Source organism: Terrabacter sp. 2YAF2 (assembly GCF_052114705.1).
Lineage (GTDB): Bacteria > Actinomycetota > Actinomycetes > Actinomycetales > Dermatophilaceae > Terrabacter.
Genome location: NZ_JBFRFG010000013.1, coordinates 40,863 through 59,300 on the forward strand (window position 1 = coordinate 40,863; position 18,438 = coordinate 59,300).

The window sequence follows — 18,438 nt, forward strand, 5'->3', positions numbered from 1 at the left end:
ACAGGCCTCTGTCACGGGGCCTGCTCACCGCCGTCGTGCGGGACCGCCTCGTGGTGCGCGAGACCGTGCGTGCGCCGGTCCTCCTTCATCTCCGCCTCGAAGAGGTGACGCCGGCCGCCCACGAGCTGGTCGCGCGCCGACGCCTCGAGACGCTTGAACGTCGCGTAGTAGTCGTCGTCGTACTCCTCGACGATCTGGAAGGTCCACCGCCCCTGGATGACGTTCCGGCCGACGAGCTCGGTCTGGAGCTGGTCGGCCAGGGCCTCGTGACCGGCCTTGCGGAAGAGCTCGACGGCATCTCCGAGGGCGAGGTCGGCGGTCCCCGTCAGCCGGTGGAAGCCGTAGAGGCGGCCGCGCGCGTCCTCGACGACCTCGAACGCCTCGGACAGCTTGCCGAGAGCCTCGATGGTGGCATCGTCCACGCCGTGCGGACGGCGGTGCTCGGGGATCGGCAGGTCCTGTTCGTCCATGACCCCGATTCTGGCCCGGATCGGGGGCCGGGGTGGCGAACTGGCCCCATCACGTCACAGTAGGGTGACGAACATGAGCACCCAGAAGGTCGCCGCGTGGTCGCACGCCGAGGAGTTCGTCACCCCGAGCGAGCAGGTCGAGGAGGCCATCCACCGCGGCGACGAGCTGGGAGCACCCGCCGTGGGAAACGGCGTGGGTGCCGCCCTCCAGATGCTCGCCGCCGCGACCGGGGCCAAGGCCGTCATGGAGATCGGCACGGGCGCGGGGGCGTCGGGCCTGTGGCTGCTCGGCGGCATGCCCGCCGACGGCATCCTCACGACCATCGACCTCGAGACCGAGCACCAGCGGGCAGCACGCGAGGCCTTCGGCGCGGCCGGGATCGCCCACCAGCGCACCCGCGTCATCGCCGGGCGCGCGCTCGAGGTGCTCCCCCGCATGACCGACGGGGCCTACGACCTCGTCTTCGTCGACGCGGACAAGCAGGCCTACCCCGACTACCTCGCGCAGGCCACGCGGCTGCTGCGCCGCGGCGGCACCCTCGCCATGACGTGGTCCGACAAGGAGTCCGACCCCGCCAACCGCGACGCCGAGACCCGCACGCTGCGCGAGGTCGGCCGCACCATCCGCGACCACGACCAGTTCACCGTCTCGCTGCTTCCCGTCGGCGAGGGCCTTCTCGTCGCCGTCAAGCGTTGACCGCGTATGCCGGGTGGCGCGCCACCCGGCATACCTGACCACCGCGCGGGGATGCGAGACGGCCCCCGACCGTGAGGTCAGGGGCCGTCGAAGCTGGATCAGGCGGAAGGGTCAGTTGACGCCGTCACAACCCTGGATCGCGTCACGCAGAGCTGCAGCCTCGTCGGGGGTCATCTCGACGACGAGACGCCCGCCACCCTCAAGGGGCATCCGCAACACGATGCCGCGGCCCTCCTTGACGACCTCGAGCGGGCCATCGCCGGTCCTCGGCTTCATTGCTGCCATGGTTCCCCTTCCCTAGGAATCCTCGGTCTTTGGCACCATTATTCCGTGTCTCGTTTGCGAGACCTAATTGGGGATGTGAGAGAGGGCACGTCGGCGCTCTCCGGGCCAGCCTTGCTTCCACCGCCGGACGGATTGGGACAGAGTGGCGCCCATGACGCAGACGCCCGACTCCCCCGCCACCGGACCGCTGCTCGTCGAGGTCGCCGACGGCATCGCGTGGCTCCGACTCAACCGTGCCGAGGCGATGAACAGCCTCGACAACGCGCTCAAGGACGCCCTGGTGGCGGCGCTGCGGGAGGTCGGCGAGGACCCTGCTGTCCGGTGCGTCGTGCTCATCGGCACCGGTCGCGCCTTCTGCGTCGGGCAGGACCTCAAGGAGCACGTGCGCAGCCTCGGTGACCCGACCTCGACGCTCGCGACGACGGTGACCGACCACTACAACCCGATCGTCACCGCGCTGTCGACGATGAACAAGCCGGTCGTCGCGGCGCTCAACGGCGTGGCGGCGGGGGCCGGGATGAGCTTCGCGCTCGCCTGCGACTTCCGGATCGCGTCGGAACGAGCCGGCCTCAACACCTCGTTCGCGGGCATCGCACTCTCGTGCGACTCCGGTGCGTCGTGGACGCTGCCCCGGCTCGTCGGGACGGCTCGCGCCAAGGAGCTGCTGCTGCTCCCGCGCACGGTGCCGGCCGCCGAGGCCCTGGCGCTCGGGCTCGTGACCAAGGTGGTTCCCGACGACGAGCTGGAGAGCGCCGTGCTCGAGCTGGCCCGGACCCTCGCCGACGGGCCGACCCTGGCGTACGGCTCGATCCGGCGCGCCGTGGCCTACTCGGCGAGCGCCGACCTGGCCGATGCCCTGGCCAACGAGGCCGAGCTCATGGCGCTCACGGGTGGCAGCAGCGACCACCGGGCCGCCGTCGACGCCTTCCTCGCCAAGGAGAAGCCCACCTACTCCGGCGCCTGATCCCACCGGAGCTCGGGCCCGGCGCGTCGGGTGCCGAATGGTCCGCGTCCGGGACGCAGTGAACCTGCGCATGGTGCTGCGTCTGGTGGGGGCCTGGCGCCACCGGACGCAGGACGATCCGTCGTACGAATGGACGCACCTCAGCCCACCCGCATGATCGGCAGGGTCGGGCGCGGTGTGGCCGCCACCGGGGCGCGCGTGCCGGACCGTCGGGCACCGGCGTGGGCGCGCTCGATCCGGCGCAGCTGGGCGCTCGGGTCACGGGCCAAGGCCGCAGGTGTCACGCCGACCACCACGACCCGTGCCGCCGCCAGGTCGGAGCCCTGCTCGACGGTGACGTCCCAGTCGAGGCCGTCGGCGTGGAACTCACGCGATTGCACCATCACCGCCATGCCGACGTCGTCGAACCACACGTCGGGCGAGGTCAGCTCTTCTCCTGCGGGCCCGGTGAGCACAGGATTCGCCAGTGGGCACGGAAGGCTGGGCGAGGTACGGATCAGTGCAAGCAGGTCGGACTCGGGCACCGACCACGCGCCGGCCGCCACCTCGGCCAGCATGTGCCGTAGGCGGACGGTTCCCGAACGACCCCGGGCGTCGACCCAGTGCTCGAGGTCGTCGAGCCGCACGAGTCGACGTTGCACTGCCTCGATCACCAGTGCTCGGGCCGTCCGCCCGTCCGGGGTCTCAGCCGCCGCGTCGACGACCGCTCGCGCCAGGCAACCGACACGCAGCCCGTCGCGCTCGAGGACGGGCTCGCCTGTCAGCGTGGTGCTCCGGATGTCGACCCACGCGATCCGACGTGATCTGCGGGGCGCGGGAACCAGCACGCGGACGGGCGGACCGACCGAGCACGACCTGAGCCCGTGCAGGGCCCCTGCCGTCATGCCCGCCAGCCAGGCTCCGTCCCCGCCGGACAGCAGGGCAGCGACGAGTCGTTGGTGTTGGGTCGGCAAGCCGGTCTGCAAGGCGTAGACGCCGGGAAGCAACAACCGCCAGTCGCGCCCGACGCGCCACCGCAGCGTGTCGCGTGTCACGTCGGCCTCGAGCAGCTGCCGACGGGTGACGACGCCGTGCTGGGACCGAGCGAGCGCAAGTACGGGGTCCGGTAGGTGCATGGCCTCAGGCTGACTGGGTGCTCCGTCACCGACGTGGCCGGAGGTCCCCGTTGTGGACGAGTGCCCGAGACGCCGAAGGGGTGTGGACGCCGGGAACCGCGGATGCAGTGAGGGCGGCCCCGGCTCGTCGTCTGCCCCATGGTCCTGCCCCGAGAGGGGTCCTGGCACGCCCGGACGCAGGACGACCCGGCAGACAGTCTGCGGATCGTCGCTACCCGGCGGATTCGGGTGTCACCGGTGCTGCGACCGGTCGGGTCACGGCGGGTAGTCGCTCGGGGGGATGAAGCGCCAGAGGATGTCGGTCCAGTAGTACTGCCCGACGACGCAGAGCACCAGCAGCGGCACGAAGCGCCACAGCAGGCGCTTCCACGTGTTGCCGCGACGGTCGGCCCAACCGGCCCCGAGCCCGACGACGAGGAGCGGGAAGAGCGGGATGAGGTAGCGGAAGATGCTCGTGAACGGGTCCAGCACGGCCGCGAGATACGCCGGATAGGCCAGCGTCCACGTGCGCAGGTCGGCGCGAAGATTGCGAGCCCACGGGCCGGCGACCATCGCCACGAGGACCAGCGGCACGACGAAGAGCATCACCGGGCCCCACGTGTCGCCGAAGACGTACGTCGACATCCCGACCCAGGGCGTGAACGGTTCGACGGTCCCCGATCCGCGCCACGTGGCCATGGTGTCGGTGTAGGCCGACCGGACCCCGGTGCGCCACCACGCGATCGCGGGCCACAGCAGCCCGGCGACACCGCAGCCGACGAGCGCGGCGAGCATGGCGGCATACGTTCCCGCCGTGAGGGGCCGCTCGCGGCGCGCGCGCCAGCGCAGGACGACCACGACGAGCGTCACCAGCCCCAGCGGCACGGCGATCGGTCTCGAGAGGCCCACGAGCAGGGCCACGACGGTCGCGACGAGCCAGCGCTCCCGGGCCAGGGCGTAGAGGTAGCCCACGAGCAGCAGCATCGCCAGCGACTCGGTGTAGGCCAGCTGCAGCGTCACCGACGCCGGGAAGCTCGCCCACAGCGCCACGACGAGGTAGGCCGCGGGGTCGCCGATGCGCTCGCGCAGGAGCAGACCCATGAGCACGGCCGCGCCAGCGCCGCACACCAGCGCGATCGTCGACCCCACGGCGGGGAAGTCGAGCCCGGTCACCGCCATGCCGGCCCGAGCCATCAGGGGGAAGAGAGGGTAGAACGCCCACGCGTTCTGCTGGACGGCCCCGCCCTCGCTCGTGGGGAGCGTGGAGGGATAGCCGTGCTGCGCGATGGTCTGGTACCACTGGCCGTCCCAGAGCGCGGTGAACGGGAAGTACGACACGGGCACGTCGTCCCCGCCGGTCATGCCGGACGGCGCCTGGTGCTGCATGACGAGCAGCAGGATCGTCGTGGTGACGATCCGGGCCAGCGCGTAGACCGCGAGCACCCAGCCGACGAAGACGCGGCGGGGCCGCAGGGCGAGCGCCTCGGTCATGTGGTGCGTTCGCGGCCGACCGTCGGATCGGACTGCCCGAGCGGTTCGCCGGGCTCAACAGGTTCGGCGGGATCGGCGGCCTCGTCCGATGCGACCGCTGCCTCGTCACCTCTCAGCACCGCGATCTCCGCGTCCTTCTCACGCAGCTCGCGCCGGAGGCGGTCGACGACCCCGTCGACCTGGCTCATCCGGTAGCCGCGGGCACCCACGTCGAAGACGAGGTCGTCGAAGTCGGCGTCGCGGATCGGCTCGTCGGGCAGCGGCTCGTGGCTCAGGCTCGTGGTGCCCCGCCCGAGGCCACCGCCGGCGAGGCCGAGGACGAGGGCGACGACGAAGCACAGGACGACGATCCCGACGACGAGGATGAACCACTTCACGCGCGGGGCTCCTCGTAGGTGCGGATCGCCCGGACGGCCTCGTGCGGGTCGTCGGTGAGGATGATCCGGTCGAGGTCGGACGGGCTGATCATCCCGTTGCCGAGCACCGTGTCGCGCATCCAGTCGATCAGGCCCTGCCAGTAGGCGACGCCCATGAGCACGATCGGGAACTCGGTGACCTTCTGCGTCTGCGCGAGGGTGACCGCCTCGAAGAGCTCGTCGAGGGTGCCGAACCCGCCCGGCAGCACGATGAAGCCGCGGGAGTACTTGAGGAACATGACCTTGCGGGCGAAGAAGTAGCGGAAGTTGATGCCGAGGTCGACGTACTCGTTGAGCCCGGTCTCGAAGGGCAGCTCGATGCCGAGCCCGACCGACGTCCCCCTCGCCTCGAAGGCGCCCTTGTTCGCCGCCTCCATCGCGCCCGGCCCACCGCCGGTGATGACGGCGTACCCCGCCTCGGCGAGCAGGCGGCCGACCTCGACCCCGATGGCGTATGCCGGGTCGTCGCGTTGCGTGCGCGCGGAGCCGAACACGGCGGCCGCGAGCCCGAGCTCGGACAGGGTGCCGAAGCCTTCGACGAACTCCGACTGGATGCGCATGACCCGCCAGGGATCGGCGTGCAGCCACTCGTTGGGCTGGCGGGCCTCGAGCAGTCGCTGGTCGGTCGTCGTCCGGGGCACCTTCTGACGGCGCAGCATCACCGGGCCGGTCTGGCGCCGGTTCTCGGACGGACTCCCTGGTGTGACGGGTGCAGGCTGGTGGTCGGTCACAGCGCCACCCTATGCGGAGAGGTCAGCCGAGCCAGCGCAGCAGGGCGGCCTCGGCCTCGACGTACTGCTCGACGGGGCAGCGCTCGTCGTCCATGTGCGCGAGGTTGGGGTCGCCGGGACCGAAGTTGACGGCCGGGATGCCCAGCGCCGAGAAGCGCGCGACGTCGGTCCACCCCTCCTTGGGGTTGACGGTGACACCGAGCGCGTCGATGAAGGCCTTGGCGGCGGGCAGGTGCAGGCCCGGGCGGGCGCCGTCGGCGGCGTCGCTCAACGTCACGTCGAAGCCCTCGAAGACCTGGCGCACGTGCGCGAAGGCCTCCTCGGTGTTCTTGTCCGGCGCGTAGCGGTAGTTGACCGTCACGGTGCACCGGTCGGGGATGACGTTGCCGGCGATGCCGCCGCTGATCCCGACGGCCTGCAGCGCCTCGTGGTAGTCGAGGCCGTCGACGGTGATGGTCTCGGCCTCGTAGGCGGCCAGGCGCGTCAGGACGGGGCCGGCGTCGTGGATGGCGTTGTGGCCCTTCCACGGCCGGGCCGAGTGGGCAGCGACGCCCTTGGTGACGATCTCGACGCGGAGGGTGCCCTTGCAGCCACCCTCGATGGCGCCGTTGGTGGGCTCGAGCAGCACCGCGAAGTCGCCGGCCACGAGTTCGGGCGAGGTGTCGGCGACGCGGGCGAGGCCGTTGAAGCTCGCATCGATCTCCTCGCACTCGTAGAAGAGGAAGGTGAGGTCACGGCTGGGCTCGGTGACCTGGGCGGCGATGCGCAGCATGACGCCGACGCCGCCCTTCATGTCGACGGTGCCGCGCCCCCACAGCTCGCCGTCGACGCGGCGGGTGGGCAGGTTGGGCACCGACGTCAGGGGAACAGTGTCGATGTGCCCGGCCAGGACGACGCGTTCGTCGCGGCCGAGCGAGGTCCGGGCGACGACCGTGTTGCCGTCGCGGGTCACCTCGAGGTGGGCCAGCGGCCGGAGGGCCGCCTCGATGGCGTCGGCGAGGGGCGCCTCGTCCTGGCTGACCGACTCGATGTCGCAGACGGCCGCGGTGAGCGACGTGACGTCGGCGGATAGGTCCAGGACGGCACCACGGGCATCGCGTGAAGCGGGCGCGGTGGTCGGGTCGGCGGCGGGGCTGGTCGACGGCATACGCGGAAGGTTATCCGCAGGGACCCGGGGAAGTGCTGCAGCAAGGGCGTCCGCGCCGCGGGTCGCCGTTTCACGGCCGCCCCGCAGCCCCATATCCTTGCGGCCATGTCGGAGCGCAACGCATGGGGTCACGGACTGACGACGATCACGGACGACGGGCAGGTGCTCGACACGTGGTTCCCCCAGCCGACGGTCGGTGAGCGTCCCGCCGACGCGGCCGTCCCGGAGGGGCTGGCCGCACTCGTCGGCACCGACGAGGCACGCCGCGTGCGCACCGAGGTCCGTCTGGTCGAGATCGACCTCGATGCTCCGCCGGCCGATGCACCCGACGCCTACCTGCGCCTGCACCTGCTCTCGCACTGCCTCGTCAGGCCCAACACGATCAACCTCGACGGCGTCTTCGGTGCACTGCCCAACATCGTCTGGACGAGCGCCGGCGCCTGCCCCGTCGACGGCTTCGAGCAGACCCGGATGCGGCTGCGCGCCCGTGGCCAGCACGTCGCGGTCTACGGCGTCGACAAGTTCCCGCGGATGACCGACTTCGTGGTGCCCCAGGGCGTGCGCATCGCCGACGCCGACCGCGTGCGCCTGGGGGCGCACCTGTCCGCCGGCACCACGGTCATGCACGAGGGCTTCTGCAACTTCAACGCCGGCACCCTCGGCACGTCGATGGTCGAGGGCCGCATCGTGCAGGGCGTAATCGTCGGCGACGGGTCCGACATCGGGGCCGGCGCCTCGATCATGGGCACCCTGTCGGGCGGCGGCACGGAACGCGTCAGCATCGGCGAGCGTTGTCTGGTCGGTGCCAACGGTGGCATCGGCATCGCACTCGGCGACGACTGCGTCGTCGAGGCCGGGCTCTACGTGACGGCCGGCACCAAGGTGACGCTGCCCGACGGCACCGTGGTCAAGGCCAAGGAGCTGTCGGGGTCGAGCAACGTGCTCTTCATCCGCAACAGCGTGACCGGTGCGGTCGAGGCCCGCGACCGCAAGGGCACCGGCATCACCCTGAACGCCGCGCTCCACCACAACGACTGAACCCGCTGACACGGAAGCACACCGACCTACCGACCCCGCCCCGCCTGACACCAACGCCTGCCCCGACCGACCCGGTTCAGACCGCAGCCGGACCACTTGAGGACCAGACCCCATGCCGACCAAACGACCGGGCCCGACCCTCGCCGACTCCCGGCCACGATCCGCAGCACAACGCCGACGCCGCCGGCTCACGGCGCTGCTCGTGCTGGCCGTCGTCGTCACGGCCGGCTGGTTCGGTGCCCGGTACCTGATCCAGAGCGTCGCCAGTCCGAAGTGCACGATCACTGCCGCGGGGAGCACCGAGACGTTCGACCCCGAGCAGACCGGCAACGCCGCGCTCATCGCAGCCCTGTCGGTCAAGCGCGGCATGCCACCGCGCGCTGCGACCATCGCCATCACGACGGCGTTCCAGGAGTCGAAGATCCGCAACCTGCGCTACGGCGACCGCGACTCCCTCGGACTCTTCCAGCAGCGGCCGAGCCAGGGCTGGGGCACGGCGGAGCAGATCCTCGACCCCGTGCACGCGACGAACGCCTTCTACGACGCGCTGGTGAAGTACCCGGGCTACGAGACGGCCGACATCACGAAGATCGCCCAGCGGGTCCAGAAGAGTGGTTACCCCGAGGCCTACCGTGACCACGAGGGGCAGGGCCGCATTCTCGCCTCGAACCTGACCGGCCACTCCCCCGCCGGCCTCAAGTGCCGGCTCGACGCGGTGAAGACGAGCGTGACCCCTCAGCGCGTCGCGAGCGATCTGGCCGAGCAGATGGGCGTGACCTCGGTCCGCCCCGGCGAGCGCTACCTGACCGTGACCGCCCGTGACACGACGACGGCGTGGGCCGTGGCCCAGTGGGCGGTGGCACGCGCCGACCTCTACGGCGCCACGAAGGTTGCCATCGGCGAGCGCGCGTGGACGCGCTCGGCGGGCGACGACGGGTGGTCGTCCGGGGCGGACGGCACGACGGTCACGATCAACCTCGGCTGAGACGGACGGCATACGACCGGGCCCGACCGCGCCCCACCCCTTCACCCCGCGGGGAAACGCGTCCGGCCCGCCCCGCTGGTGCGGGACGGGCCGGAGTCCGGGCGACGTGGTGCGAGCCAGTTGGCTCAGGCGGGGTAGGACCGCTCGGGCTCGCCGGTGTAGATCTGGCGCGGGCGGCCGATCTTCGTCTCGGGGTCGGTCATCATCTCGCGCCACTGGGCGATCCAGCCCGGGAGGCGACCGATGGCGAAGAGCACGGTGAACATCTTCGACTCGAAGCCCATGGCCTTGTAGATGAGGCCGGTGTAGAAGTCGACGTTCGGGTAGAGCTTGCGCTCGACGAAGTAGTCGTCGGCCAGCGCGATCTCCTCGAGGCCCTTGGCGATCTCGAGCAGCGGGTCGTTCTGGCCGAGCTTCTCGAGGATGTCGTCGGCGGCCTTCTTGATGATCGCGGCGCGCGGGTCGTAGTTCTTGTAGACGCGGTGCCCGAAGCCCATGAGGCGGACACCGTCCTCCTTGTTCTTGACCTTCTCCATGAACTTCTTCGGGTCGTCGCCCGACTCGTGGAGCTTGCCGAGCATCTCGAGCACCGCCTGGTTGGCGCCGCCGTGGAGCGGGCCGGACAGGGCGTGGATGCCGGCCGAGACCGAGTTGAAGAGGTTCGCGTGGGCCGAGCCGACGAGACGCACCGTCGAGGTCGAGCAGTTCTGCTCGTGGTCGGCGTGCAGGATGAAGAGCAGGTCGAGGGCCTTGGCGACGGTCGGGTCGACCTCGTAGGGCTCGACGGGGTAGCCGAACGTCATCCGCAGGAAGTTCTCGACGAACGACAGCGAGTTGTCGGGGTACATGTAGGGCTGGCCGACGCTCTTCTTGTGCGCCATGGCCGCGATGGTCGGCAGCTTGGCGAGGAGGCGGACGGTCGAGATCTCGACCTGCTCCTGGTCGAAGGGGTCGAGGCTGTCCTGGTAGAACGTGCCGAGCGCCGAGACCGCCGAGCTGAGCACGGGCATCGGGTGCGCGTCGCGCGGGAAGCCGTTGAAGAACGCGCGGAGGTCCTCGTGCAGCATCGTGTGCCGACGGATGGAGTCCTCGAAGCGCGTCAGCTCCTCGGGAGTCGGCAGCTCGCCGTAGATGAGCAGGTAGGAGACCTCGACGAACGTCGACTTCTCGGCCAGCTCGGCGATCGGGTAGCCGCGGTAGCGCAGGATGCCCTCGTCACCGTCGATGTAGGTGATGGCGCTCTTGCACGACGCGGTGTTGACGAACCCGACGTCGTAGGTGACGAGGCCGGTCTCCTTGAGCAACGAGCCAACACCGAGCCCGTCGTTGCCGTCGACCGCGCCGACGCCCGGGAACGTGAGTTCCTTGTCTGCGACCCTGAGTGTCGCGTCCACTGCCTTCGTCACTGTTCCTCCGCCTCTTGTAACTCCGGCCCAACTCGCCGGACGTATCCGCGAGCGACGTTACCCCAGCGTCGGGTCGACGGAGAAAACAGGCCTGTTCCGCACCACCGCCCGGGGATGCGGCCGATCGGCGCCGGAGGCCGGCCGTCAGAGCCGGGAGCAGGCGGCGGCGACGCGCTCGTCGGTCGCCGTGAGGGCGATCCGGACATGCCGGCTCCCGGCCGCTCCGTAGAACGAGCCGGGCGCGACGAGGATCCCGCGCTCGGCGAGCTCGGAAACCGTTGCCCAGCAGTCCTCCTCGCGTGTGGCCCAGAGGTAGAGCCCGGCTTCGGAGTGGTCGACCCGAAGTCCCGCACGGGCGACCGCGGCCAGCAGCAGCTCACGCCGCCTGGCGTATGCCGTCCGCTGCGCCTGCACGTGGGTGTCGTCGCGCAGGGCGACCGCCATGGCGTGCTGGACGGGTGTGGGCATGATCATGCCGGCGTGCTTGCGCACCTCGAGGATCGTCCCGATGATCGCGGGATCCCCGGCCACGAACGCCGCGCGGTAGCCGGCGAGGTTGGACTGCTTGGAGAGGGAGTAGACCGAGAGCAGGCCCGTGTGGTCGCCGTCGCAGACGTCGGGGTGCAGGATGCTCGGCGTCGCCGTGCCGACCTGCCCCTCGCGCCAGTCGAGCTCGGCGTAGCACTCGTCGCTCGCGACGACCACGCCGTGCTGACGCGCCCACGAGACGACCTTGCGGAGGTGCTCGACACCCAGCACCTGCCCGTTGGGATTGCCGGGACTGTTGAGCCACAACAGTTTTGGCGTCGTCGCAGCGGTGAGCGGGCCGAGACTCGTCAGCGACTGGGCGACGACGCTCGTCGCACCGGCGATGCGCGCCCCGATGTCGTAGGTCGGGTAGGCGACGGCCGGGATGCCGACGACGTCACCGGCGCGGAGGCCGAGCAGCGTCGGCAGCCACGCGACGAGCTCCTTGCTGCCGATCGTCGGCAGGACGGCGTCGGCCGTCAGCCCGGCAACCCCGCGGCGGCGCTCGAACCACTCGCAGATCGCGGCACGCAGGTCGGCGGTGCCGACCGTCAGCGGGTAGCCCGGTGCGTCGGCCGCATCGGCCAGCGCACGGCATACGACCTCGGGCGTCGGGTCGACGGGGGTGCCGACCGACAGGTCGACGATGCCCTCCGGATGCGCGACCGCTCGCGCCTTGTACGGCGCGAGCGAGTCCCAGGGGAAGTCCGGAAGGTCGAGCCCGCGCACGGGCGCGCCGGGCACGGTCACTCGTCGTGTTCCTGCGGCGGCAGCGCCTCGATGAGGGGGTGGTCCTTGTCGATGACGCCGAGCTTGGCGGCACCGCCGGGGCTGCCGAGGTCGTTGAAGAACTCGACGTTGGCGTTGTAGTAGTCGGCCCACTGCTCGGGGACGTCGTCCTCGTAGTAGATCGCCTCGACGGGGCAGACGGGCTCGCACGCACCGCAGTCGACGCACTCGTCGGGGTGGATGTAGAGCGAGCGCTTGCCCTCGTAGATGCAGTCGACCGGACACTCCTCGATGCAGGCACGGTCCTTGAGGTCGACGCAAGGCTGGGCGATGACGTAGGTCATGGGGGTGCGGACCTCCTGCTGTGAGGCGTTCGGGAGCGGATGCTGCACCGCCTAGTATGCCGGACATGAACGGCGAGCCCACCGACGGCCCCACCGATGAGACCAACCCGAATTCGGGCACCGAGAGCTCTTCCGAGAGCTCTTCCGAGACCAGCTCCCGAGGCGGGCCCCTCGAGGACGCCGGCGAGCTCACCGACACCGTCGGGCACCGGCTCAGCGCTGCGCTGACCGTGGGGAGCCGTGTCGTCGTGCGCTACCGACTGGCTGAGGGCGCAGAGGCCGGCGCGACCGACTTCCTCGGCGAGCTGGTGGCCCGCAACGAGGACTTCCTCGTCATCGACACGAAGACGGAACGGGTCAAGCTCATCCGTGCCGACGTCATCGCTGCCAAGGACGTGCCGCCGCCGGCGAGCCGTCCTGGTCGCGCCCACGAGCGCATCTCGGCCGACGACCTCGAGAAGCTCATGGCCAAGGGCTGGCAGGCCCTCGACCGCGGCGGCCTCGGCGACTGGGTGCTGCGCGCCTCGGAGGGATTCACCGGGCGCGCCAACTCGGCGCTCGTCGTCGGCGACCCGAGCCTGCCCCTCGACAAGGCCATCGACTTCGTCGAGAAGTGGTACTCCGACCGCGGCCGCCCGCCGGTCTTCCAGGTGCACGGCGAGCGCGGGTTCGTCGTCGAGGAGCTGCCCGTTGCCGCCGCACTGCTGGACCGGGGCTATGCCGTCGGCGGCGGTCGCGACGACTGGCAGCGGGTGGTGATCATGACGGGCCTGTCCGCCGCGGTCCCGCCCCTCACCGAGGCCTCGGCCCCGGTCGTCGCCGACGCCGAGCTGAAGATGGACTGGCTCCAGGCCTACGCCGAACAGCGCTCGATCGTGCCGGGCGCCACGGAGGCCGTCCTCACGGGCAGCGACGGGCAGCTCTTCCTGTCGGTGAACGACCCGGACAGCAACCGCGTCGTCGCCGTGGCCCGCATGGCGATCCATCCGGGCTGGGCCGGCATCTTCGGCCTCTGGGTGCACCCCGACCACCGGCGCAAGGGACTCGCGACGACGCTCGTCTCGGCCGTCGCCATGGTGGCGCGCGAGAACAACATGCCGGCGATCTACCTGCAGGTCTCGGCAGACAACACCGATGGCGTGGCGTTCTGGGAGGGACTCGGGTTCGGAGTGCACCACGAGTACACCTACCTCACCCGTCCGTCCGCCTGACCGGTGCTGGCCGGTCGTGGCCGGTCGTGGCCGGTCGTGGCCGGTCGTGGCCGGTCGTGGCCGGTCGTGGCCCCGCGTCAGGGCGGAGTCGCCTGCGGGTTCGTGCAGATGATGTGGTCCTCGGGGACGTAGTGCGTCGTCACGGGCTCGCTCTTGACGAGCGCGCTCGACCCGGGACGCCGCCACTGTCGGGTCACTGTCACGTCGAAGCCCGGATTGGCCTCTTGCGGGTAGCACTTCAGGCTGTCGTTGCGAATGGTCTTGGGCGGCGTGACATTTCGACGAGGACCCTTGACCGATGCGATGTCCCACGTCTTGGTGCTCCACACCCTCCCGTGGACGTTGCCGCCCTCGACCCAGGTCTGCAGGAGCATCCCGTGGGGGGTGTCGTTCTTCCACTTGTTGTCGATCGTGGGCCAGTAGACCGTGGCCTCCCGACCCTCCGGGTAGCGCGGGATGAAGAACGCGTGTGGGCTGAACTCGAGGAAGTCCACCCCGGCGAAGTAGGCGAGGTTGTAGACGACCGTCGAGACCTGGCTGATGCCGCCGCCGGTGCCACGGGTCAGGCGACCGTCGATGATGACGGTGCCGTCGGCATACCCCTTGTCCTCGGTGCGTTCGCCGAGGATCCCGTTGAGGCTGAAGGTCCCTCCGGGCGGGACGTACGTGCCGTTGATGCGCTTGGCAGCCAAGACGAGGTTGTTCGTGCGGGTGGCGTCGTTCGTGGGGAACGGTGAGAGGAAGTCGACGACGAGATCGGTGACGCCCGCCTTCTGGGCGTCCTCCGTCGTGAACGGCGGCCGGGCCGCGGAGGCGCTCACGTCCACCGTCCGGTTCGTGCCGGAGATGGCGGCGACAGCCCGTTTGGCCAAGGCGTCCTCGTCGACGGCGAGACCATCGACCGACGGGACGAGGCGGGGTTTGCCGTTGCCCGTCTCGAACTCCCAGCGTGCGCTGCTGGCAGCGCGCGTCGTCACGGGCAGCTTGCTGGCCACCAACCGGGCGAGGGCGGCCTCGTCGAAACGTGGCGCCAGACGGCCCGAGTCGTCGGGGACGGCTGACACGTACGGAGCGAACTCCGTCGGGGGGAGCTGGACCCGCTTGGCACCGGACACCAGGGTCAGCGGCGCGGACATCGCCGTGCTGCCGAACTCGGCGGCGACCTGCTCGACCATCTCGCCGCTCACCCGCGGTGGAGCCTCACGGAGGACCGCCGTGGCCTGGGTCGAGTCGGGGAAGGCCCTGCGGAGGGCCAGCTTCGTCGCGGCCACGTCGAGGGTGTGCCCCGGGACCGGCATGTCGACCGCTACGGCACCTCCCGGGAACGTCACGCGGCCCTCGACGGGTGCCACGGCCACCGTGGGCGCGATCCGGTCGAGGTACGCGGTCAGCGCGTCGTCGTCCGTGCTCGTCAGCAACGGCGCCCGGACCGAGCCCGTGAGCCGGCCCCAGACCACGCGGGGGTCGAGAGTGAAGCCGGTGAGCCCGTCGATCGAGCGGTCGGCGTCGACGGTGAGCCCGGCGTCGCTCGGCACCACCTGCACCGGGCTGTCGCGCCCGGGCACGTCCAGCGCGATCGGCGTCGCGACCAGCGAGCGCGAGCCCCGCGCGATGGCTGCTCGGGCGGATTCGGGGGTCATGCCGCCGATCTGGATGCCACCCACCGACACCGTCGCCGGGACGTGCTCCGAGGACCACACGCACAGGCCGGCATAGCCTCCGCCGAGAACGACGGCAGCGACGAAGAGGCGCAGCAGCGTCGAGCGCCGCTCCGGGCGCGTGTCGTCGTACCAGTCGTCGGCCATCGGCTCTCCGGGCAAGGGGACATCGAGTGGCACGACGGTAACGCCAGCCGGTCACCAAACCCGAGAGGTGACCCCCGAATCGCCATGGTCGAACGTCTAGCCGTCCTGCCGCCGGTGCGCCGCGACACTGAAGGGCACTGGAGGTCGCTTGTTCAGCGTCCGCGCGGGCCCACGGGCCCGAGACTCACCGAGCGCCCCCAGTCCGATCGAAAGAGCAATCCGTCCGCCCAGCGACCCGGCTGGCGGGCCTCCAGAGCGGACGGATTGCTCTTTCGATCGTCAGGTGCGCACGGCTCACAGGACTGAGAGCGGACGGATTGCTCTTTCGATTGGTGAGAGCGGACGGATTGCTCTTTCGATTGAGTCAGGCGAGCAGGCCGGCTTCGCCGGGCTCGACGGCTCCTCCGAGCGTCTCCCAGGTCAACGGGTCGACGCGACGGAAGCCCTCACGGCCCGTGGTCCGCGCCGCGACGAGGTTGGACAGGGCGTGCACGTCCTCGCTCGCGACGATGACCTGCGTCGCGTGGGCGCGCAGGGCATCGTTCTGGACTGCGCGCGCCGGCCCGTCGACGACGGCGTGGGTGACACGGCCGTCGTCGACGACCGACGGCGCGAACGGGTCGTCGGTCGCCGGGACGACGAGGCTCGGCGCCGCGGGCCGGTCCGCCCCCAGCTCCTGCTCGGCCCACCACGCGGAGGTGTCGAGCCGCTCCGGGTCGGCGCCGCGCAGCCAGGCCCGGTCCTCCCGCGCCCAGCCGATCGGGGTGAGGATCTCGAAGACGCGGCCCGGGCGGTCCGTGTCGTCGAGCAGCTCGAGCGCCCGCCGCGTGACGCGGTGGGTCTGGACGTGGTCGGGGTGGCCGTAGCCGCCGTGCGCGTCGTAGGTCACGACGACGTCGGGCCGCACCTCGCGCATGACGTCGGCGACGAGACCGCCCGCCACGTCGAGGTCCGCGGCGGCAAACGCCTCGGGTCGTGCCGCGGCCGGCGAGCCCACCATGCCCGAGTCGCGGTAGCGGGAGAGCCGACCCGTCCCGGGGTCCTCGCCGAGCACGTGCATGACCGCGCCGACGCGGCACAGCGCACGGGTCAGCTCGCCGTGGCGGTACGGGGCGAGACGGTCGTCCGGGTCACCCTCGAGGTGGGCGAGTCCGGGAGGGATGACCTCGCCCTCCTCGCCGAGGGTGCAGGTGAGGACGTGGACCTCGTCACCGCGAGCGACGTGGTGGGCCATCGTCACGCCGCACGTCAGCGTCTCGTCGTCGGGGTGGGCGTGGACGAAGAGCAGTCGCGGCACGGTGGGGGCCTCTCGGATCGGGGATGGTCAGCGCACGGCCACCGTGGCGAGGTCGACGATCCCGCCGACCGGGTGGTCCTCGTAGGACTGGACGCCCGAGCCGTGCAGGTAGAGAGCCTTGGTCGCCGAGAGGGCGATGTAGCCGCCCGCTCCGCGCACCGCGGCGTCCGCCTGCTCCCACACCTTCGCGCGGGCGGCAGGATCGGCCGTGGCGTCGGCCTTGTCGATGAGGGCGTTGACGGCGTCGCTGCTGAAGTAGCCGACGTCCTGACCGGGGCCTGACGAGTCGATGTTGATGCGCGAGTCGAACAGCGCGGGCAGGACACCACCGGCGGAGGGCCAGTCGGGCGTCCACACGCCGCGGAAGACGTCGTAGGAGGCGACCGACGTCGGCTTCTCGATCGTCTCGTAGTACTCCTCGGGCGGCACGCCCGTGAGCTGCACGTCGAAGCCCGCGCGCTCCCACCCGGCGGCCAGGGCGGCATACGCCTTGTCGCCGAGCACCGAGCGGGCGTAGACGACGCGCAGCGGGACGGGCAGCTTCACCCCCGCCCGCTCGAGGATCCGGCGGGCCCCCTCGGGGTCGCCCTCGACACGGGCGCCCGGAGGTGGCGTCACCGACGTGGGGTCGACGGTCGGCGACAGGATCGACCACGCCGGCGTCCCGGCGCCCTCACCACCCGTGGCGGTCACGTACGTCGCGCGGTTCGTCGACAGCTCGAGGGCCTTGCGCACGGCCGGGTCCGCCATGACCTTGCTGCGCATGTTGACGGCGAGGTAGTCGACGTTGCCCGTGTAGGGGAACGTCAGCCGTGCCTGCAGCCCGGTCCCCGCCTGGTTGCGCAGCGTGGGGCTGGCCTGCACCCACGAGACGGCGTAGGCGTCGTCGTCCTGCTGGTTGAGCAGTCGCTGGATGACGGCGGTCTCCCCGAGCCCCGAGGAGACGTGGATCTCGTCGGGGTAGGCCTGGCGGATGGGGTCGGTGCGTGGGTCCCAGTGCTCGTTGCGCACGAAGGTGCCGCCCTGACCGACCACCCACGGCTCCTTGAGTCGGTAGGGCCCGCTCGACATGACGGCATACGACGCCTTGTCGCTCGTGGTGTCGGCGGACGCCTTGCGCGGTGCGAACTCCGGGAGCGCCACGATGCGCGGGAAGTCGGGCTCGGAGTCCCGCAGCCGGAAGGTGATGGTGCGGCCGTTGCACGAGACGGCTCGCTCGAAGTCCGCCTCGTGCGCCTTGTCGGAGGGGCCGGCGTAGACCGGCTTCTCCAGGCCCTCGGGGGTGACCTGCGTCGGGATGTCGAGCAGGAAGCTCGCGTAGTTCGTGCCGCCGATGTGCGTGCGCCGGTCGAAGGTGCGCGCCACGCCGTGACGCACGTCGCCGCACGTGATCGGCGAGCCGTCCTGCCACGTCAGGCCCGGACGCAGGGTGAACGCCCACGTCCGGGCGCCATCGCTCGGCGTGCCGGCGTCGGTGGCCAGGTCGCCCAGGATGTCGCGCTGGTGGGCCCCCGTGCCGTATGCCGTGAGGCCGCGGGCGAAGGTGCGCTGGGCGAAGAACGCCTCCGGCCCGACGTACATCAGCTGCGGGTCCCACGTCGCGACCGTGCCCGCGACCAGCACCTGCAGGGAGCCGCCGCGCTGGGCGTCCCCGTTCGACACCGGCGGGGCGTCGCCCAGCGTCGCCTGCGTGCCGCCGGACTCGACCGAGCCCGTGCACGCGGCTGCGGCCGCCGCCAGGAGGGCAGCGCCGCACCCGGCGACGACCGACCTGGTCAGCCCACGGACCACGCCTCGCCC

General features: G+C 71.2%; 18 protein-coding genes. 5 read left to right on the plus strand and 13 right to left on the minus strand.

Annotated features, from left to right (window positions below; all coding sequences use genetic code 11):
* Positions 1-11 precede the first annotated feature (11 nt).
* A complete protein-coding gene (locus tag AB4030_RS14750; protein ID WP_442279963.1) occupies positions 12-470 on the minus strand; it encodes a hypothetical protein in 459 nt (152 codons plus the stop codon).
* Between the two features lie 73 nt (positions 471-543).
* On the opposite strand from AB4030_RS14750, the gene AB4030_RS14755 reads away from it, so the two are divergent.
* The gene (locus AB4030_RS14755) at positions 544-1,167 is read left to right on the plus strand and encodes an O-methyltransferase (protein WP_442279964.1); all 624 of its coding nucleotides are present in this window, start codon (positions 544-546) and stop codon (positions 1,165-1,167) included.
* Between the two features lie 111 nt (positions 1,168-1,278).
* Here the strand turns inward: AB4030_RS14755 and AB4030_RS14760 are convergent, their stop codons facing one another.
* On the minus strand, positions 1,279-1,452 hold the full coding sequence (locus AB4030_RS14760) for a DUF3117 domain-containing protein (protein WP_013493416.1): 174 nt from the start codon (positions 1,450-1,452) through the stop codon (positions 1,279-1,281).
* Positions 1,453-1,603: 151 nt separating this feature from the next.
* Here AB4030_RS14760 and AB4030_RS14765 point away from each other — a divergent pair, with 151 nt between their 5' ends.
* Entirely contained in the window at positions 1,604-2,416 is an 813-nt protein-coding gene (locus AB4030_RS14765; protein WP_442279965.1) for an enoyl-CoA hydratase/isomerase family protein, read from the plus strand.
* A 140-nt stretch (positions 2,417-2,556) separates the two neighbouring features.
* On the opposite strand, the gene AB4030_RS14770 is transcribed toward AB4030_RS14765, so the two are convergent.
* From AB4030_RS14770 to dapE, 5 genes are all read right to left on the minus strand, one after another.
* Positions 2,557-3,531 carry a hypothetical protein gene (locus AB4030_RS14770; RefSeq protein ID WP_442279966.1) on the minus strand — a complete coding sequence of 325 codons (975 nt, stop codon included), beginning with the start codon at positions 3,529-3,531 and terminating at the stop codon, positions 2,557-2,559.
* A 255-nt stretch (positions 3,532-3,786) separates the two neighbouring features.
* Entirely contained in the window at positions 3,787-5,001 is a 1,215-nt protein-coding gene (locus AB4030_RS14775; RefSeq protein WP_442279967.1) for a hypothetical protein, read from the minus strand.
* A complete protein-coding gene (locus AB4030_RS14780; protein ID WP_442279968.1) occupies positions 4,998-5,378 on the minus strand; it encodes a cell division protein DivIVA in 381 nt (126 codons plus the stop codon). Before AB4030_RS14780 ends, AB4030_RS14775 begins: the two co-directional genes overlap by 4 nt.
* The gene (locus tag AB4030_RS14785) at positions 5,375-6,148 is read right to left on the minus strand and encodes a TIGR00730 family Rossman fold protein (protein ID WP_442279969.1); all 774 of its coding nucleotides are present in this window, start codon (positions 6,146-6,148) and stop codon (positions 5,375-5,377) included. Before AB4030_RS14785 ends, AB4030_RS14780 begins: the two co-directional genes overlap by 4 nt.
* Positions 6,149-6,170: 22 nt before the next feature.
* Entirely contained in the window at positions 6,171-7,295 is a 1,125-nt protein-coding gene (dapE, locus tag AB4030_RS14790; RefSeq protein WP_442279970.1) for a succinyl-diaminopimelate desuccinylase, read from the minus strand.
* A 105-nt stretch (positions 7,296-7,400) separates the two neighbouring features.
* Here dapE and dapD point away from each other — a divergent pair, with 105 nt between their 5' ends.
* Positions 7,401-8,333 (plus strand): 2,3,4,5-tetrahydropyridine-2,6-dicarboxylate N-succinyltransferase, encoded by a 933-nt coding sequence (gene dapD / locus AB4030_RS14795; RefSeq protein WP_442279971.1) that lies wholly within the window; start codon positions 7,401-7,403, stop codon positions 8,331-8,333.
* Positions 8,334-8,445: 112 nt separating this feature from the next.
* Complete coding sequence (locus AB4030_RS14800) at positions 8,446-9,318, plus strand: hypothetical protein (RefSeq protein WP_442279972.1); 873 nt, start codon at positions 8,446-8,448, stop codon at positions 9,316-9,318.
* A gap of 125 nt (positions 9,319-9,443) precedes the next feature.
* Here the strand turns inward: AB4030_RS14800 and AB4030_RS14805 are convergent, their stop codons facing one another.
* From AB4030_RS14805 to fdxA, 3 genes are all read right to left on the minus strand, one after another.
* Entirely contained in the window at positions 9,444-10,724 is a 1,281-nt protein-coding gene (locus AB4030_RS14805; RefSeq protein WP_442279973.1) for a citrate synthase, read from the minus strand.
* A 144-nt stretch (positions 10,725-10,868) separates the two neighbouring features.
* Positions 10,869-11,996, minus strand: coding sequence for a succinyldiaminopimelate transaminase (gene dapC / locus AB4030_RS14810; RefSeq protein WP_442279974.1), 1,128 nt, complete (start codon positions 11,994-11,996; stop codon positions 10,869-10,871).
* 2 nt (positions 11,997-11,998) lie between these two features.
* Positions 11,999-12,325, minus strand: coding sequence for a ferredoxin (gene fdxA / locus AB4030_RS14815; RefSeq protein ID WP_020143133.1), 327 nt, complete (start codon positions 12,323-12,325; stop codon positions 11,999-12,001).
* Positions 12,326-12,390: 65 nt separating this feature from the next.
* Here fdxA and AB4030_RS14820 point away from each other — a divergent pair, with 65 nt between their 5' ends.
* Positions 12,391-13,536, plus strand: coding sequence for a GNAT family N-acetyltransferase (locus tag AB4030_RS14820; RefSeq protein ID WP_442279975.1), 1,146 nt, complete (start codon positions 12,391-12,393; stop codon positions 13,534-13,536).
* A 77-nt stretch (positions 13,537-13,613) separates the two neighbouring features.
* Here AB4030_RS14820 and AB4030_RS14825 read toward each other — a convergent pair whose 3' ends face one another.
* From AB4030_RS14825 to AB4030_RS14835, 3 genes are all read right to left on the minus strand, one after another.
* Positions 13,614-15,341, minus strand: coding sequence for a VanW family protein (locus AB4030_RS14825; protein ID WP_442279976.1), 1,728 nt, complete (start codon positions 15,339-15,341; stop codon positions 13,614-13,616).
* A gap of 364 nt (positions 15,342-15,705) precedes the next feature.
* A complete protein-coding gene (gene mshB, locus AB4030_RS14830) occupies positions 15,706-16,638 on the minus strand; it encodes an N-acetyl-1-D-myo-inositol-2-amino-2-deoxy-alpha-D-glucopyranoside deacetylase (RefSeq protein ID WP_442279977.1) in 933 nt (310 codons plus the stop codon).
* 27 nt (positions 16,639-16,665) lie between these two features.
* Entirely contained in the window at positions 16,666-18,429 is a 1,764-nt protein-coding gene (locus AB4030_RS14835; protein ID WP_442279978.1) for an ABC transporter substrate-binding protein, read from the minus strand.
* Positions 18,430-18,438 lie beyond the last annotated feature (9 nt).

Coding starts and splice junctions, on each gene's coding strand:
- dapD (WP_442279971.1), top strand. CDS start 7,401: ATGTCGGAGCGCAACGCATGGGGTCACGGACTGACGACGATCACGGAC.
- AB4030_RS14760 (WP_013493416.1), bottom strand. CDS start 1,452: ATGGCAGCAATGAAGCCGAGGACCGGCGATGGCCCGCTCGAGGTCGTC.
- AB4030_RS14750 (WP_442279963.1), bottom strand. CDS start 470: ATGGACGAACAGGACCTGCCGATCCCCGAGCACCGCCGTCCGCACGGC.
- AB4030_RS14825 (WP_442279976.1), bottom strand. CDS start 15,341: ATGGCCGACGACTGGTACGACGACACGCGCCCGGAGCGGCGCTCGACG.
- AB4030_RS14820 (WP_442279975.1), top strand. CDS start 12,391: ATGAACGGCGAGCCCACCGACGGCCCCACCGATGAGACCAACCCGAAT.
- fdxA (WP_020143133.1), bottom strand. CDS start 12,325: ATGACCTACGTCATCGCCCAGCCTTGCGTCGACCTCAAGGACCGTGCC.
- AB4030_RS14775 (WP_442279967.1), bottom strand. CDS start 5,001: ATGACCGAGGCGCTCGCCCTGCGGCCCCGCCGCGTCTTCGTCGGCTGG.
- AB4030_RS14755 (WP_442279964.1), top strand. CDS start 544: ATGAGCACCCAGAAGGTCGCCGCGTGGTCGCACGCCGAGGAGTTCGTC.
- AB4030_RS14800 (WP_442279972.1), top strand. CDS start 8,446: ATGCCGACCAAACGACCGGGCCCGACCCTCGCCGACTCCCGGCCACGA.
- dapE (WP_442279970.1), bottom strand. CDS start 7,295: ATGCCGTCGACCAGCCCCGCCGCCGACCCGACCACCGCGCCCGCTTCA.
- AB4030_RS14765 (WP_442279965.1), top strand. CDS start 1,604: ATGACGCAGACGCCCGACTCCCCCGCCACCGGACCGCTGCTCGTCGAG.
- AB4030_RS14770 (WP_442279966.1), bottom strand. CDS start 3,531: ATGCACCTACCGGACCCCGTACTTGCGCTCGCTCGGTCCCAGCACGGC.